Here is a 15901-nt window from a genome sequence, read left to right as displayed (position 1 = left end):
TGGCTATCTTTTGAGCAGATAATCCTGATATGCTTTCCACATATCGGGCACGCCATAACCGTAGATGTTATCGGGAAAATCGGCACGGTCACCGGAACGGCGCACCAATTCCATCACTTCTTTTGCCGTAAGTTCGGGGCAAGCCTGCCACAAGCAGGCCACCATGCCGCACATAATGGGTGAGGCAAAAGAGGTACCGTTCGCCCTTCCCTGGTTGCCGTCCGTGCGTATCACGTCGGCACCCAGCCCGACGGCTACAATATCCGGCTTTATCCGATGGTCTGCCGTATTCCCTACAGACGAGAAAGGAGCCAGGACAGCCTCCTTGTCGACAGCGCCCACCGTCAACACATTCCCGGCATCGCCCGGAGGCGTAATCTTCTTCCAAGAACCGGCGCCCGAATTTCCGGCACTGCATACCAATACCATGCCCTTATCGGCTATGCGCGATGCCTGACGTGACATCAGCGCATGGTGCCCATCCAGATTGCGGAGCTTATAATTCTTGGATTTATCATCGAAAGCGTAATATCCCAATGAAGTATTGAGTACATCCACTCCCACGCTATCGGCATATTCCACAGCCGCAGCCCAGTAGTCCTGCTCTACCAGATGCTCGGAGTATTCGTCTTCGCTGCGCAGCAACCAGAAAGAAGCTTCGGGAGCCGTACCGGTCATGACACCGGGGCGGTTCATGGCGATGCACGAGAGCACCGCCATGCCGTGGCTGCTTTCGGCAAATATATCCGATTGGGGGTTCACAAAATCCTTCGTACCCAGGATGCGGATATTCTGCATGGCGGTTATCTTGTCGGCATTGTGGAAGCCCGCGTCGATAACGGCAATCGTCATTCCTTGTCCCTTGAAGCCTTCTTCGTGCAGCTTATCGCCATTGCTCAGCCGTATCTGGTCGACAGCCAGTCCATAAATGCTGTCGGGATGCACGCTCGGGCGGTTTATCAGAGAGTCGCGCTCCGTTGCCATGAACGGCCCGTCACCTCCGGGAGCTATCCATACCTTTTCCGTCTCCCGGACAAAAGGCAGAGCGGCAATGCGCTCCACCAATGCAGAGTCGTTGCAGGACACTGTAACAAAATTCTCCCACTTGCCGGTAACGACAATCTTCACGCCTTGCCTGCGAATCTCATCCACATACTTACGGCATACCGGAAGGTCTGTCGAGTCTATCGGAAGGTTCTGCTTGCGGCGGCGCTCAATCGCCTTTTCAGAAAGGAACGCTTCCGGATGTTCCAGCGAATACGTGGTGGCAGCCTTGTCCTTCAGGCTGATGCGATACTTCAAAGTGTCTTGCCGGGCCGATGCGCCTACAGCAGCCAAGATGAAAAGTAGAAGGAAAAAGAGTTTTCTCATATATCTGTGTTTTTATTATTTTCTGCAATATACATCCCGATGCCCCGTTGGGAAGCGATGAATGAGCCGCCAACCACACGCCGGCCGACGTAGAACACGGCAGACTGTCCCGGAGCAATGGCAGAAGCCTCCGACAAGAAGCGCACCAGCAGACGCCCGTCCTCCAGGCGCTTCACGGTGCAAGGGATGGGTTTGCTGCGGTAGCGGATGCGCACGGTAAGCTCTTCACTGCCAAAGAATTCCGCCTCGTCAATCAGGTTTTCCTCTTCGGCAAGCATGTATCCGGCTTTCAACTGCTCCGCATCGCCCAGCATCACGGTGTTCTTCTGCGGATTGATTTTCAGCACGTAGGCAGGTTTGCCCAAAGCAATCTCCAGCCCCTTCCTCTGCCCGATGGTGTAGTAAGGGAATCCTTTGTGCCCGCCCAGCTTGACGCCTTCCGAATTGACAAACCATCCCGGCCCCACCTCGCTGTCTATCTCCGGAGAGTGCTCGCGCAAGAAGTCGCGGTAGTCGCCCTTGATGAAGCAGACTTCCATACTTTCCCCTTCTTCCGCCTTGAGCGTATATCCTTTATCACGAAGATACCCGCGGACCTGCATCTTGGTGAACGCCCCCAGCGGGAAGATGCACCGCTTCAACACCTCCTGCCCCAGCCGCCAGAGGAAATAGGACTGGTCTTTCTTGTCGTCATCTCCGGCAACGATGTAAGTCTTCCCGTTCCGCTCCTCCAGACGGGTGTAGTGCCCGGTAGCGACGAACGCACAGCCCAGCCTGTCCGCCCACTCCGTCAGGATGCGGAACTTGAACAATGGATTGCACATCACACAAGGATTGGGAGTACGCCCCCGGCGATACTCATCAATAAAGTTCCGAACGATAATCCGGCGGAAAGCATCGCGCTCATCCGCCACATAGTGCTCAATTCCCATACTGTCGGCAAGGCTGCGGGCTTCCACCGGTTCGTCTCCCCACACCCACATGGTGAGACCGATTATCTCATAGCCCTGCTCCCTCAGCATCAGACAAGTGGCGGTACTGTCTATACCTCCGCTCATGCCGACCAATACTCGCTTCCCGGGTTTGTTCATATTCTGCAATTCATTTATATAGTCTGCAAAAGTACGCGTTTTCAAGCAGAATACACAGCTTTTTCGCTAAAGAGAAATGTATTTTCATCCTCCATCTCCTTCACCTTCTCCCTCAATCTTCCTATTCATCGGCTTTTGCGGTGAAACTCCTTTCCTTCGCGCTACCTCGCCCCGCAGGTGCTCCCGCATCTTCTTATCGACTGCGTACCGGTCTTTCACTGCACATTCCCTCCCCTCGGCATAACCATGTATGAATCAGCAGACAAGCACTGCAAAGACAGTGCATCCATTTTGCAGTAGCACTGCAACCGTATTTGCAGTGACGCTGCAACTGTTATGCAGTGACACTGCAACCCTTTTGCAGTGACGCTGCAACCGTTGTGCAGTGATGTTGCAGAAGTGAGGGAGTGAGGCTGATGAAGGGAGAAAGTGTCGCCGCGCCTTTACCGCAGTGAAGCCGGCAGCTGTCAATTGACGGCTGCCGAACCTTCAACGGGAAAGCGGACACAGAGTAAAAGCAGTTTCATCGCAAAAACCGATGAACGGGAAAGATTGGAGGGGGATTACTTCCTCAGCAGAACCGAGACAGTCTTCGCTCTGAAATAATCTTCGGACATGTAGAGCAGCCCTGCGTAGGCGCCATATCTTCCGTACGAATTCTTCAAGAGATAGTAGAAGCGTCCCGCCTCATCGTGCGCCGTGCCGATGAGGTGCATCATGTGGTCGTCTGTGGTAAGGAAACGCTCGAACTCATGTTGCCGCATCTCCTGTGTCACCGGATGCTGCGTCCAAAGAGCCATTCCCTGACGCGGACTGAAAGTATCTTCGCTCACATCTCCATGCCAAGCCACCGTCTTGCCGGCAGACAGCGCACGGCGCACCACCTGCTCCAACTCGTCCAGCGGAAGGTTGAAATAGCACTGATGCTCCCAGTTGTCCGGTACTTCCAATATAAAAGGGGTATAAAAAGGATGATGCGTGAAGCTCGTCAACTGCACATAATCCTCCGCCTTGAAGCGAAGCGAGTCGGCAAACGAACGGGCGGTATAGCTCCTGCCACGGTAGAGAAACGAATCGGGCACCGCCCCCATCTGCTCGTCCAGCAGGGCTACAGCGCGTTTCCTGTAGCCGGGGAGGTCGCAATGCTTCACGGCCTCCTCCGCCAGCTTCTTCAGTTGTTTCAGCAAAGCCCCGTGGTCATGCCTTTTGCTTCCCTGCCGTCGCCCCCGATATGCTTCCAACGGCAGCACACCGTCTTCCTCCAGCACACGGAGGAAAGAATGTCCCAGTCCGCCATTCCTGATTTCTTCCCTGCCGCAAGAGTAATAGTAGGCATCAAGCTGATTCAAGTATTTCTGCCTGACCATGTACATAGGCGACAGGCGCACGGTATCTCCGGGATGCCCCGCCAGCCAGTCAGACTCCAACAGAGAGGCCGAAGCATAAGTCCAGCAGGTAGAAGTGCGGCCCTGGTTCAGCGCCGGCGTATGGGCACACACTGCATCCGGTACGAAAACATGCGCCTCCAACCTCTTTTCCGTACGTGAACAGGCGGACAGAGCGAGGGAAAGGCATAAGAGGGGAAGTAATTTATTCATATGCAATCTATTAAATACAAAATTATTATTTCTTGTCTTGCCCTGCAAATATATTCATAATGAAATTAAAACTCAACCTATTCCGTACGCGTAATGCAAACCATTACGGAATATTGTAAAGAGCAACCATCTCTTTTGCTATATCACCCAACCGGCTACGCAACAATGAAGGCTGCAAAACCTCCACATCTGCCCCGTGCGAAAGCAACTCCTGCACAAAATCATACGTTGGCCGTATTCGGTATTCGTAAACGGTATGTCCTTCCGTAACTTCTACCGTACGTTGGGAATGATGCAATGGCAAGGCATCAAAATACTTGTCCTGAGGAGCGTAGACCTTCAACTGCACAGTCTCTATCCCTATATCATCATCTGCTACAATGCCAAAGCAGGCATCAAAATAAGACTGAGGATTGAATTCTTCCGGATAGTAAAACGTTTTCTCCGACACCTCCAAATCAAGAATACGGTCAAGCGAATAAATCATCACGCGATTATAATGCGGACTGCGTGCCACCACATACCAGCGCTGCCGGAACAATTTCAGACAATAAGGTTCTATTTCAAAGTTAGCAGGTACCTGTTGCCGAAAACTCTGATAGTCCACCTCAACAATCATACCGTCGCGCATCGCTTCAATCAGCGGAATCAGATACCGCTTTCCAGAAGGAACTTCTTCAAGCAAAATACGTGATTTTAGCTTACGGCTTTCAACTATCAGGTTGTCTACCGCAAACGAATTCAACAGCCACTTGCGCACACAACCTTTTTCCAATTCTTCTGTATCCTCTATATAATAGCAATAACCTCCACGCTTGATGCATTCAATATTGATGTCAAACAGCTCTTCTATCGCATCCCGATGATGATGAAAAGTACGGAGTGAAAGAGTTTCTCCACCACTTAGTTCCGAACGAAGCCAGCGAGCGTTGATTTCCTCGAATGTAATCTTACCCGCACGATGAATGGTCTCCAAGAGCCAAACATAACGACTAAAAAGTTCCTTACCCATATTGTTTTAACTTATAATTATTTATAGCCAAGTCTCAATCCTCAATTATCTTATACCAGAGTTCTGCCGCCAAATGGCATAATCCCTACCTACCTTTGCCGTAATCAAACCAATTCTAAAAACAACAGACCATGGACGTATACTCAAAAGAAACCTTTGAACTCATCCAATCAGAACGAGACACTGCCCGAAAACGGCACATACTGACAGCCATCGAGATGGAACTAAAACGAATTATCCCCACCACAACCATCCCGGGCCACCATTGCACTTATCCGCGTTTAGACAAAATCCAAGATAGAGAGACTTTGGATAGAATAGAATACCTCTTACACACAAGAAGCTATCTGCTGAACCAAATGTTCCTATGCAACCAGGCCGAAAAAGAACGTTTCAAACAAATCAATGAACTGCTTCTCGGACTGACCAGGCAAATGTATGCCCACACTGCTAATCTATATCGAGCCATGCACCAATCACTGAAAGACGAAACTTTTGATGATGATTGTGAGATTGAAGGTCGATTGCTGTTTAGCCACAACGGAAGCGAGTCCGTACTTGTTCTGGAAGAAGATATGTTCTATTCTTCGGACTTCAACCGCATAATCAAACTCATCGATACACTGCTCGATAAAAAAGGGCTTGCCGAGATAGAAAGTTGTTCCATTTCAAATGGCATCGACAATATACCGGATGTAACTGACAAAGCACTCGGTTTAACCGATGAACTCGATGACGAAACAAGCTGGGCAGAAGGCTGCTTGAGCAGGTCTGAACTGGAAGACATCTGCATTTGCCATGCAGTACACGACATTTGCACCCATAAGCCCTACTCTATCCCCGACCTATTGCGGATGAATGATTTCTGGGTGGAAGCCGAAGTGACATTCCAGCACTTTGCTTCCCAAACCAACGAGTAACGTCCAAACCCCTTATCTGCATCATCTTTTTCAGACATCAATAAGACAAGCTGTAAAAACATGCTGTTTGAAAAAACTGTTCCTACAATGTCTGAAAAAGATTTTGATTCCATCCACACTATCTTGGTCAGCGAATGGCGGCAAATGTATCAGCCAAGCTCCCTGCCATCTCTTCGATGTTGGTTCCTAAATAGGAATAACGCCGGGGATGGGAAGTCCATATCACCTTGGTAGAGTAGCCGGGCAAGGTATATACAGCCTGTAGCTTGTCCTTGTAATACACTTTCTGCCACTCAAAGTCCATACCCTCGAATACATCGTCACGTTCTTCCCAATTGAAAATGAAGATAAAATCCGGGTGGTAGGCTTCTATCACCGACTTCAATTTCTCAAAAGGGCGACCGGCTTCCCGGATTTGACAATAACCGTCCAAAGAAGTTATCGCTTCCCAATACCCTTCTTTCGATAAGCTGGTCTGCTGCTCTATGGCATTGATGTTTCCGTAACCAATCTCTTCGAGTATCACTTTGTCTGCGGCACTTATCTGCATTATGTCTTCAGTGTATCTGCCCGTGCGTATCAGTAGATGCAGTTTGGCAACCATTGTCCAAAAGGAACCGGCGTTATTTTTCCATCCCAACATTTTTTCAACATCTACACATGCCGCGTTTTTCCCCAGATAGTCTTCCAAAACATGATTCGTAAAAGCTTCGAAAAGTTCTTCTTGCTCCACCCAATAATAAGTATCCCTGCCCATATAGAATATTTTCACATCGGCATCGTTATATCGGGGCATCGTATAGGGCACAAATGGTCCCCATGGATACCCACAAGTATACAACGGTTGTGTCTTCTCGCAAAAAGCCTGCAAAAAAGGCTTGAAGTAATCTGTGTTAATACAGTTCATATCTTTAGCTTTTTAAGGTTGGCACAAAAAAATATACCGGTCAATCAAGTGCCGCGAAATCAAAATCCCCTCTGTTGCAACAAGCTTTCTCATAATCGAAGCTGTAGAGACGCATATAAGCCTCCTTCAGTTCTTTTGCACAATTACTGAAAGGATCCGACATATTGATTTTAGTCGTAACAATCACTTCCATCTCCGGTGTCAATACCAGACCATTTACTTTTTTAAGTCTCTTGGGCTTTACTTTAAATACTCTTGACATAATTACATTGTTCTCTAAATTCACCTACTCTTCTCGGTTTTCGGCATTTCCGGCTGTCATAACAAAAGAAAAAGGACACAGCACTCACTTTTTCCTATTTCTCCGGTTAGGTTCTGGTAAACCTTGAAATCAAAATAAGTAAAAGCAGCCTGTGCCCTTCGTGAGGGTACAAACCAACTTAGACCTATTGTTCTTGATTTCATGTTTAATTTACCAGATTTAACCGAATCGAACAATTGTCCGCAAGTTTGCAATATGTCTTGCCCGAAGGCTATTATTATCGTTTACATTCCAAAAAATCTTTTATTCAACACAAAGCTATAAAAACTTTTCCAAAATGCAAGCAGTAATCCCCAACATACCATGCAGACTACTTTTACTTTACCGCAAAAGTAGCTGCCGGATATGCCAAACAGTTGCATATCATCGCTTAAATGCAAGGCACTTCCGCCACAATTCCTAAACAGAAATTTATGTATCGGCATGAAAAGTTGCCTTACCATTCTCACTGCTGTATCTTACAGTATTACCGTCTCTACCCGATAATCCACTTACTGCCCGGTATCAACGAGATGAGCTTGGTTGCCACGAAACAACTGATAAACGTACATACCGCTATAACCGGAATGGCAGCCACGGTGGGCAATCCCAATGTAGACTTAAACACCGACACCCACAAGCCAAGCCAGAATATGTGCATAAGGAACATGCCGTAGCTGAGTCTCGACATTTCGGCAATGAAGCGCGGAGGCTGCGGAATGCTGATGCAACTGAACAGCAGAAACGTGCCTGCCGTCAACGCCACGCAATTAAGGGTGCAGAAAGCCCATCCCACCTCAATGACCGGCGTAGAATGAACCACTCCCGGAACAGCCTGGACATAGAACGACCATATGGTAGCCACCGCCCCGACCAGCATAAGCAGGAAACCGACCCACAGACGCAAGGAACGCCCCCAAGTAAGATGCACGCGGATATAATGTGCCAGCACAAGGTAGCCCAAATAACCCGAGAAATACCATAGCATGTGATATTCGTTCCAGAAGCACTGTCCCCACACCTCACCAAACCAACGGTTGAGGAAAGGTATGCAAGTAGAAACCAGGAACAGTCCGATGAAGAAACGTTCTTCTTTCGCCGAAACCTTCTCCAGCCACGGTGAGATGACCGGGATGAACAGGTAAAGGCCTATCAACGGATACATGAACCAGAAGTGTCCGGCAAGCATAGGAAAGTTCAGCCAGATGCGTGAAAGGTCGTTCATAGACTGTTCGCCGTCTATCTGTCCCCACAACATGGGCAACGTGCTGTACAGCACCATGAAAAAGATGAACGGCGGCATGATGCGCAGGAAACGTTTGCGGTAAAACTCCCAACAGCTTTGTCCCTTCTTCATAGGCGCAAGCAGGTAAGCCGAAACAATCATAAACAGAGGCACAGACATACGTGAGAAGCCATCGTAAATAGATACCCATAACCTATCGGCCTCGTTCTGAAGGAAAGCCTGCGGTCCCACCATGTCCGTAGAACCTACAGCTCCATAATAATTCTCGCTGGCATGAACCAGCATGACCAAGAAGCACGCAAACACGCGCACATAATCCAAAAAAGCAATACGTTTCATTTTATTTCAAGTTTTCTGTTTATGCAAAGGAGTTAAAGGTATCAGCACTTCACTACTGTCCGCATCATTCATCAATTTATTCTTTTGTATTCGGGAACGCAGTTATCCTTAACCGCGCCGCTCCCATGGGGATGAGTGTGATTTCTTCTTTATCGCCTCTCGCCGCATCCTCTTCGGGCAACACACCACACAACCCGGTTTCATCTATTTCCCATTCGGGAACCAATCGGCCGACAGCCTTCACCTCCAAAGGTACATTGGCCACCGTAAAAGGGTAGTCGTCAGCCGGCCATGATTTACGGATTACCTCGAAGTGCTTCAAGGGTTCTGTCTTGTCCAACACCAGCGAATAATTCCACGCGCTGCCGGGATATATCTCAGTAGTGGGCCATTTTTGAGGGTCAGCATCTTTCTGCCATTTAGAATCACCGATGGCCGTTTCGCGGCTGTCCTTCTCCACATATTTCTCAGCAATCTTAAGAGAGAGCGTGAGAGGACCGTAATCCACACTTACGCTGTTTTTATTGACCTGCCAGGTGCGCATGGACAAAGACATCGGAAACGTCAATTCCACGCGGTCCCCATCCGACCACTCGCGATGGATGCAGAGATACTTTCCTGCCACGGGAGCCGCATCCACTTCCTCACCATTCACGCGCACTTTCGCCTTTTGAGTCCATGAAGGAATCCGGAAATAGAACGGGAAGACGACTTTCCCCCCGGTAGAGACAGAAAAGCGGATGTCTTCCTCAAAAGGATAATTCGTCTCTTCGTGCAAAGTGATTTCCTTTCCATCAGCTACTTTCACCACAGCCTTGCAAGCTGCATAAAGAGCCGTTGCCACTCCATTGTCGGGAGTTGCCAAAACCAGATGTTCGGCAAAGTAGGGCCAGCCTTGTGCATGATTGTGCTGGCAGCAACGACTGCTGAAAGGATTCATCGAAAGAAACGGTCCGCGGTTGTCGATGCCCGGATGATGATTCTTGGAATCACTGACGACATGGTTCGGGCAAGTGATGTAGCGCAGCGCTTTAAAGTCCGGCATCACGGCAACCGGATAAGAGTTAAATGCCACTTCTTCGCAATGCTCGGCCCATAAGGGGTCGCCCGTCATGCGAAGCATAATTTCATCGGAAGCCATCTGCTCAACCAGCCCGCAGGTTTCCACCCCCTGGCGAGGGTCGATATATCCCAAACGGGCATTCTCATCCGCCCCGAACATGCCGCCGGGCACCTGCCCGAAAGTACGACGGATCAGCCGATGGACATTATAAGAGGCTTTCAGCATGGCAGAATCACCGGTCTGCATATAATAAGTGGCAGGCTCACGGAAACATTGGGCAATGTTTACGTTGTGCCAGTTGGGCAAAGAGGTCGACTGAGTCCAGTCCGCAGTGTTGCGATGAATCTTTTCGGCCAATTCGAGCAAAAAAGCATCTCCCGTATGGCTGTAAAGCCAGTAGATGCTGATGATATTATCACCTCCACGACTGTTCTCCCAAAAGTCTTCCAGAAGCCGGTCGTCGGGGACCGTCATCTGCCATTTAAAGTAGTTTGTCATCAGGTCTATGACACGCCGGTCCTGAGAATACTCGTAATAAGATTGCAGGCACCAGAGCATAATCATCTGTGCCCAAAGTTCGCGCTTCCCATTGCGTTCGTTGACCGGGCCGAAATAACCGTCCGGCTGGCAGCTGGCAAATACGCCTTCAATCCAGTATTTGGTTTCTTCTATCATCTCCGGATCATTCAGAATATATGCCAAACTGCTATACCCTTTGAGCCAATAGGGAACTTCCTCCCAACCATGGTCTCCGCCGGTCGTAAGCCAGGCATTGTCATCCTTTTCCAACCAAGCGCTGATTTCCCCTAAATGTCCGGTCAGGCCGTCGCGCTGCAACTCCAGAAATTTCCTTACCCAACCCTCGGGGCGGATGCTGCCTACCGGCAATTTTATAAAGTTCAACGGACGAAGCGGGGCACGGTAACCCATATAATTGGCATTGACAGCATGTGTATCCGGCCGGTCCACCACCGTCACCGTACCGGCAGAAGAGGCAGAAGTACAAGCCGTAACCGAAACTGTCAATGCCACGAAAAGGAGGGCAGCCACCCATGTATATAAGTTCTTCATGTTATATCTTAATCTATGTTATTCAATAAATCCACCTTCCCCTCATTAACCAACTTCAATATCAGCTCACCGAAAAGGGTGTTCTGCCAGGCAAACCAGGGGCGGGTGAAGTTGGTTGCATCATCCTTATGAAACGATTCGTGCATAAAGCCGGTACCTGCATCCGTATCCATCAGCATCTTGATGCAAGTTTTGATTTCGGCATCATCCCGGCTTGTGAAGGCTTTCATCATAATGCTCATGGGCCACACCATGTCATAGCCGATATGCGGTCCGCCGATACCCTCGCCGGCTTTGCCGCTGAAGAAATAGGGATTGCTGTCGCTCCACACAAAACGGCGGGTATTCTGATAAATGGGGTCATTGACATCTACATCTCCCAAATAGGGCATGGCAAGCAAGCTGGGTACATTGGCATCGTCCATCAGCAGATGATTGCCGAAACCATCAACCTCGAAAGCATAGATGGTACCGAATTCAGGATGGTTGTAGGTTGCATAGCGTTTCAAAGCCATCTCCACCTCATCGGCCAAGGCACGGCAGTCGGCAGCCAGGGCAGTCTCCCTGTTCACTGTTTCCAGAATCTCGGCAGCCTTGCGCAAGGAAGTGACGGCAAAGAAGTTGGAAGGCACAAGGAACTGAAGCGTTGTGGCATCGTCCGACGGGCGGAAGCAGGACACGATGAGTCCCACCGGACGGACAGGAGCACCCAGACCGTCATTGTTCAGCGTATCGAGCGCACGCTCCGTCTTGCGTTGGAATTTGTAGGGACTGACACCCTCTTTGCGCTGCTGCTGACAAAAAGTAGTATAAATGTTGCGGATGGCTTCCAGCCATTCAGCACCGAAAACCGAAGTGTCACCCGTCACCTGCCAGTAGTGATAAGCCAACCGCAAGGGATAACAAAGCGAGTCGATTTCCCATTTGCGTTCATGCAGTTCGGGCTTCATGTCAGTAAGGTCACTCATCCAATGCCCATCGGGCAGCGCACCGTCGTTGTAGGCATTCGCATACGGGTCGATATTGATGCACTTGAACTGGCGCAGAATAACACCGGCCAGCATCTCTTTCAGTTTCGGGTCGTTGTTGGCAAGCTGCACATATGGCCATACCTGCGCCCCTGAGTCACGCAACCACATAGCATGGATGTCACCCGTATATACAAAAGTATCAGGCTTTCCATCGCTACCCTTGCGGAAGTGCACAGTAGTATCCAGCGTATTGGGAAAACAGTTGGCAAACATCCAGGAAAGCTTGCGGTTCTTCAAAAGTTTCTGTACACGGGCAATCTCTTTCTCCACGGCAGTGGAACGGAAAAGGCGTTGTTTCTCTTTAGGACGGTTAGAGGAATAGTTTCCGGCAGATGCCGTATTGTCCTGCACGGCCACAAAACCCGCATCGGCAAGAAGGCAGCTACCATTGGCAGCCTGAACCATCCCGGCAGCCGCAGCCAGAACAAGACTGAAACAAATCTTTTTGGAATTAAGACTCATATTTCTTCTATATAAATTTGAATTGAAAATTGCTATTAGTCAAGTGGGGTTTGGGTAGCTTTCACTCCCTCGAAAGTCATGCGCACCGGCTTTATCTTTCCTTTTTTGTCAAAGTACATCCGGTCAATGCAGGTGGCACGGCTGTTTGCAGCCGTTTCTCCCAACGGGCGACGGTGGTAAATGATGTACCATTCGTCCTTGCCTTTTCCACGCACCACCGAATGATGTCCGGCACCGGTAGCTACACCGGCATCCTGCTGAAGAATTATTCCCTCGCGATGGAACGGTCCGAAAGGAGAGTCGGCAATGGCATAGGCCACACGGTAGTCGGGGCTTCCCCAACCGCCTTCCGACCACATGAAGTAATACTTTCCGTTACGTTTCAGCATGAAAGGCCCTTCTACATAGTCCTGAGGAGTCACTTCCTTATAGACTGTGCCATCATCAAAAGGAACGACACCAAGTAAATCGGGAGACAGTTTCACGATGTTGCAATGCCCCCATCCGCCATAGTACATATAGTAAGTGCCGTCGTCATCGCGGAACACAAACTGGTCGATGGGTTGTGCTCCATTCACAATCTTATCAATCAAGGGCTTGCCCAGCGCATCTTTGAAAGGACCTGCCGGATTGTCTGCCACAGCCACCCCGATACCGCCAATCTCAGAGTTGTTCTGTATGTCGTTCCCTCCGAAGAAAAGATAATAGCGGCCATTGGCCTCGATGACAGCCGGTGCCCACAAAGCACGGCGCAGCCATGGGATGTTTTCCTTTGAAAGCACGCGTGGATGCTTGGTCCAATGCACCAAGTCGGGCGAAGAATAGGCATCCATAAAAGTCTGTTCATCATAAGGAGCGGAATATGTAGGATAAATCCAGAACTTCCCGTCCAGCACCACCCCCTCAGGGTCGGCATACCAACCGGGAAAAATCGGATTGCCGCTGCGTTTCTTTTGAACTTCTTCACCGGATTGCGCATAAAGAGAAGAAGAGGCACAAAACAATGCCAAGCAGTAAATAGTAAGTTTCTTAAGTTTCATGGTAAATAGGGTTTTCGAACAGTGATTTATCGTAAAAGAGAGAGGGTGTGCCAAAACGTTTTTCAGCTATCATTCCGTCAGACATTCGGCACACCCTCATCATTAATTGCTATGGTTTTGGCTTTGAAATCACTTCTTCTTTTTAAGCGTTTTCGAGAAGGAGTAAGGAGCGTCCTCCTCTCCTGCCCCACGCTGTTTGTTGGGCACATTGTCCATAGTGAAACGCAGTGAGGAGCCGTTCATCAGTTGCCCGTGCGTCAGATAGTTGCGTGTATAGTCAACGCCATCCACTGTGAGTTTCTGCACGTAGCGGTTGGCACGACTATTCTCAGGAGCTTCAATCGTCACAGTCTTGCCATTTTCCAAGTGCAGACGCACAGAACGGAAGAGAGGAGCACCCAGCACATACTGGTCTGTACCCGGACAGACGGGATAGAATCCCAAAGCTGAAAATACGTACCAGGCAGATGTCTGGCCGTTGTCCTCATCACCGCAATAGCCGTCGGGATTGGCATTGTACATGCGCTCCATGACCTCACGCAGCCAGTACTGCGCCTTCCACGGCTGGGAGGAATAGTTATAGAGGTAAATCATGTGCTGTATGGGCTGGTTGCCGTGAGCGTAGTTGCCCATGTTCATGATCTGCATCTCCCGGATTTCGTGGATGACACTGCCATAATAGCTTTCGTCGAATACAGGCGGCAGCACAAACACGGAATCCATCATCCGGTTGAAGGAATCCTTGCCCCCCATCAAATCAATGAGCCCTTGCGGATCGTGGAAAACCGACCATGAATAATGCCAGCTGTTTCCTTCGGTAAAGGCATCACCCCACTTCAAGGGATTGAACGGCGATTGGAACGTACCGTCCTCATTCTTGCCGCGCATCAGCTTGTGGGCAGGGTCGAAAAGATTCTGGTAGTTCAGCGCGCGTTTGGCGAAAGGAGCCAGTTCTTTCTTCGACTTGCCGAGCGAAAGTCCCAACTGGTAGATGCACCAATCGTCATAGGCATACTCCAGCGTACGGGCTGCATTCTCGTTGATACCCACATTATAGGGCACATAACCCAGCTTGTTGTAATACTCATGTCCCAGGCGTCCGGTAGAGGAAACCTCGGGATGCACATTCTCCGTACCGCTCTTCACGGCTTTCCATAATGTCTCGATGTCGTAGCCACGCAGACCTTTCAGCCAGGCATCCGCCACCACAGAGGCGGAATTGTTGCCCACCATGCAACCACGGTGTCCCGGACTGGCCCATTCGGGCAGGAAACCGCTCTCCTTGTAAGTGTTGGCCAATCCTTCCTGCATCTTGGCATTCATGGATGGATACATCAGGTTGAGGAAGGGGAAGAGACAACGGAAAGTGTCCCAGAAACCGGTGTCGGTAAACATATAGCCGGGTAGCACCTCACCATTATAGGGGCTGTAGTGCATTACCTGACCTTGCGCATCTATCTCGTAGAAACTGCGCGGGAAAAGCACCGAACGGTAGAAACAAGAGTAGAAAGTACGCAGACGGTCGAGGTCGGTATCCTGCACTTCAATGCGGCCCAGCACCCGGTTCCATTCGTCACGCCCGGCTTTCGCCACCTCTTCAAGCGTCCGGCCACCCAGTTCCTTCAAGTTCAACTCAGCCTGCTCGTGACTGATGAATGAGGAAGCCACACGTACATTCACCTGCTCGCCACGGAGGGTATGAAAACCGATGATGCCACCGGCATGATTGGCACCTGCCTCGGTGGTACGGGAATCAATCTTTCCGTCCTTCACGGCAGCAGTATAAGTAAAAGGCTTATCGAACTGCAATACAAAGTAGTTCTTGAAATTGCTTGGCACGCCACCGCTGTTCTTGGTAGTGTAGCCTATGATTTTCTTTTCAGCCGGAATGATTTTCACAAAAGAGCCGTTGTCCATGGCATCTACCACCACATAGGCTTCCTCCGTTTCAGGGAAAGTGAAACGGAAAGCAGCGGCACGCTCGGTAGGAGCAAACTCCGCCGTCACATCATGGTCGGCAAGATAGACCTTATAATAATAAGGAGTGGCAGTCTCGGCTTTGTGAGAAAACCAACTGGCACGCTCGTCCTGGTCGAAAGCCACCTTTCCGGTAACGGGCATAATGGCAAACTGTCCGTAGTCGTTAATCCACGGGCTGGGCTGGTGCGTCTGCTTGAAGCCGCGAATCTTGTCGGCATCATAGGTGTAGGCCCATCCGTTACCCATGGTTCCGGTCTGTGGAGTCCAGAAATTCATGCCCCAAGGCATAGCCACGGCAGGATAAGTATTACCCGTAGAAAGGGAATGCTTGGACTGCGTGCCAACCAAGGTGCTGACGTAATCCACAGGTGTAATCGGCTCATCAACCGGCAACGAGGCCGCCTGCATACCGCCAACAAGAAGGAGGGCGGTTCCCCATGCAAAGAGTCTTTTCATTCGTTTGGTAAAT

13 protein-coding genes are annotated in these 15901 nt (G+C 49.9%); 1 reads left to right on the top strand and 12 read right to left on the bottom strand.

The window, feature by feature from the left end:
• Nucleotides 1-3: 3 nt before the first annotated feature.
• From DW039_RS21485 to DW039_RS10520, 5 genes are all read right to left on the bottom strand, one after another.
• The gene (locus tag DW039_RS21485) at nt 4-852 is read right to left on the bottom strand and encodes a S8 family serine peptidase (protein ID WP_227239148.1); all 849 of its coding nucleotides are present in this window, start codon (nt 850-852) and stop codon (nt 4-6) included.
• A gap of 155 nt (nt 853-1007) precedes the next feature.
• Entirely contained in the window at nt 1008-1052 is a 45-nt protein-coding gene (locus DW039_RS21480; RefSeq protein WP_366244142.1) for a hypothetical protein, read from the bottom strand.
• Nucleotides 1053-1367: 315 nt separating this feature from the next.
• Nucleotides 1368-2462, bottom strand: coding sequence for a tRNA 2-thiouridine(34) synthase MnmA (gene mnmA, locus DW039_RS10530; protein WP_005829733.1), 1095 nt, complete (start codon nt 2460-2462; stop codon nt 1368-1370).
• Nucleotides 2463-3025: 563 nt separating this feature from the next.
• Entirely contained in the window at nt 3026-4060 is a 1035-nt protein-coding gene (locus tag DW039_RS10525; RefSeq protein ID WP_005829726.1) for a C1 family peptidase, read from the bottom strand.
• A gap of 103 nt (nt 4061-4163) precedes the next feature.
• Nucleotides 4164-5072, bottom strand: a complete 909-nt coding sequence (locus DW039_RS10520) for a YafY family protein (protein ID WP_005829725.1) — start codon at nt 5070-5072, stop codon at nt 4164-4166.
• Nucleotides 5073-5203: 131 nt separating this feature from the next.
• On the opposite strand from DW039_RS10520, the gene DW039_RS10515 reads away from it, so the two are divergent.
• Nucleotides 5204-5992, top strand: coding sequence for a hypothetical protein (locus DW039_RS10515; protein ID WP_005829722.1), 789 nt, complete (start codon nt 5204-5206; stop codon nt 5990-5992).
• Nucleotides 5993-6119: 127 nt separating this feature from the next.
• Here the strand turns inward: DW039_RS10515 and DW039_RS10510 are convergent, their stop codons facing one another.
• The 7 genes from DW039_RS10510 to DW039_RS10480 all read right to left on the bottom strand — a co-directional run bounded on the left by DW039_RS10510 (nt 6120) and on the right by DW039_RS10480 (nt 15888).
• Nucleotides 6120-6899, bottom strand: coding sequence for a hypothetical protein (locus tag DW039_RS10510; RefSeq protein WP_005829720.1), 780 nt, complete (start codon nt 6897-6899; stop codon nt 6120-6122).
• Nucleotides 6900-6939: 40 nt separating this feature from the next.
• The gene (locus DW039_RS10505; RefSeq protein ID WP_005829718.1) at nt 6940-7161 is read right to left on the bottom strand and encodes a DUF6140 family protein; all 222 of its coding nucleotides are present in this window, start codon (nt 7159-7161) and stop codon (nt 6940-6942) included.
• A gap of 535 nt (nt 7162-7696) precedes the next feature.
• Entirely contained in the window at nt 7697-8785 is a 1089-nt protein-coding gene (locus DW039_RS10500; RefSeq protein ID WP_005829712.1) for an acyltransferase, read from the bottom strand.
• Nucleotides 8786-8861: 76 nt separating this feature from the next.
• Nucleotides 8862-10919, bottom strand: coding sequence for a beta-L-arabinofuranosidase domain-containing protein (locus DW039_RS10495; protein WP_005829711.1), 2058 nt, complete (start codon nt 10917-10919; stop codon nt 8862-8864).
• Nucleotides 10920-10927: 8 nt separating this feature from the next.
• The gene (locus DW039_RS10490) at nt 10928-12412 is read right to left on the bottom strand and encodes a glycoside hydrolase family 125 protein (RefSeq protein WP_120381924.1); all 1485 of its coding nucleotides are present in this window, start codon (nt 12410-12412) and stop codon (nt 10928-10930) included.
• A 35-nt stretch (nt 12413-12447) separates the two neighbouring features.
• Nucleotides 12448-13452 (bottom strand): glycoside hydrolase family 43 protein, encoded by a 1005-nt coding sequence (locus DW039_RS10485; protein ID WP_120381923.1) that lies wholly within the window; start codon nt 13450-13452, stop codon nt 12448-12450.
• Between the two features lie 129 nt (nt 13453-13581).
• Nucleotides 13582-15888, bottom strand: coding sequence for a GH92 family glycosyl hydrolase (locus tag DW039_RS10480; protein WP_120381922.1), 2307 nt, complete (start codon nt 15886-15888; stop codon nt 13582-13584).
• Between the last annotated feature and the right edge of the window lie 13 nt (nt 15889-15901).

It is taken from the genome of Bacteroides sp. AF39-16AC, from assembly GCF_003602735.1.
Lineage (GTDB): Bacteria > Bacteroidota > Bacteroidia > Bacteroidales > Bacteroidaceae > Bacteroides > Bacteroides uniformis.
The sequence above is the reverse complement of the archived record's forward strand: the minus strand, read 5'-3'. Positions and strand labels throughout refer to the sequence as shown.